The organism is Oleiphilus sp. HI0125 (genome assembly GCF_001635355.1).
The window spans coordinates 1-860 of record NZ_LWGF01001463.1 but is presented as its reverse complement, the minus strand read 5'-3'; the positions used below and the strand labels follow the sequence as shown (position 1 = coordinate 860).

The 860-nt window shown below is 45.6% G+C and carries 2 protein-coding genes; both read left to right on the top strand.

Going from position 1 to position 860, the window contains the following annotated elements; genetic code table 11:
- Window positions 1-683 (top strand): sulfite exporter TauE/SafE family protein (locus A3762_RS24755; RefSeq protein WP_068758105.1); only part of this gene is annotated, 683 nt, incomplete at its 5' end.
- Window positions 684-696: 13 nt separating this feature from the next.
- Window positions 697-860, top strand: a 164-nt coding sequence (locus A3762_RS28990) for a TetR/AcrR family transcriptional regulator (protein WP_156493737.1), incomplete at its 3' end; no start/stop codon positions are given.

Sequence of the window (860 nt, the reverse complement as noted above, 5' to 3'; positions counted from 1 at the left end):
GTGGGGGGATGCTACTGATTGCGATTCTTCCGCTGTTTCTTAGCCCAAGCATTATCATTCCGATTCATGGCATTACCCAGATTGCGAGTAATGCTTCACGAATGTTTTTTTCACTGTCTGATGTTCAGTGGCACCTCTTTCCTGCATTTTTGATCGGCTCAGTTCTAGGGACGATCGTATTTAGCCTCGCGCTATTTAATATTCCCCTGCAATTCTTGCCTGTTGCGATTGCTTGCTATCTACTTCTCAACCTGTGGAGCAAAACCTTTGGCGCATTTATAAAGAAGTTTGAAAGTTATTATTTGATTGGCTTTCTCCAGACCGGCTTAGGGCTAATCGTTGGAGCGCCGGGCCCGCTAGCCTTATCCGTTTTGACTAAAGAATTAGAATCTAACGATCAGATTATCTCCACCAGCGCCATGTTTATGACGATCAGTCATCTTGCAAAAATCCCAGTGTATTTGGCTATCACCCCGTTTTTGAGTGATAGCTTATTGCTGATCAGTGTAATGATCGTCTGTGCGATAGTCGGCTCATTTTTGGGCACTAAGCTGCGCATAAAGGCAGACAACGACAAAATCATACTATTGATAAAAATAGCGCTTAGCAGCCTCGCTGTGCACATGCTGGCGTCGAGTTTGGTTGGGCAAATAATGCCGCTTGACCTGCCTACCTACCGGTAGGTAGGATAAACACATGACAACCAACACCCGACAACAAATCATCGACTATTCGGCTGAGCTTTTACGTGCCCGCGGCTACAACGGCTTTAGCTTTCTAGATATCGCCCGCGAGTTCGACATCAAGAAAGCCAGCGTACATCACTACTTTCCAAAAAAGGTAAATCTGGGTTTAGCCCT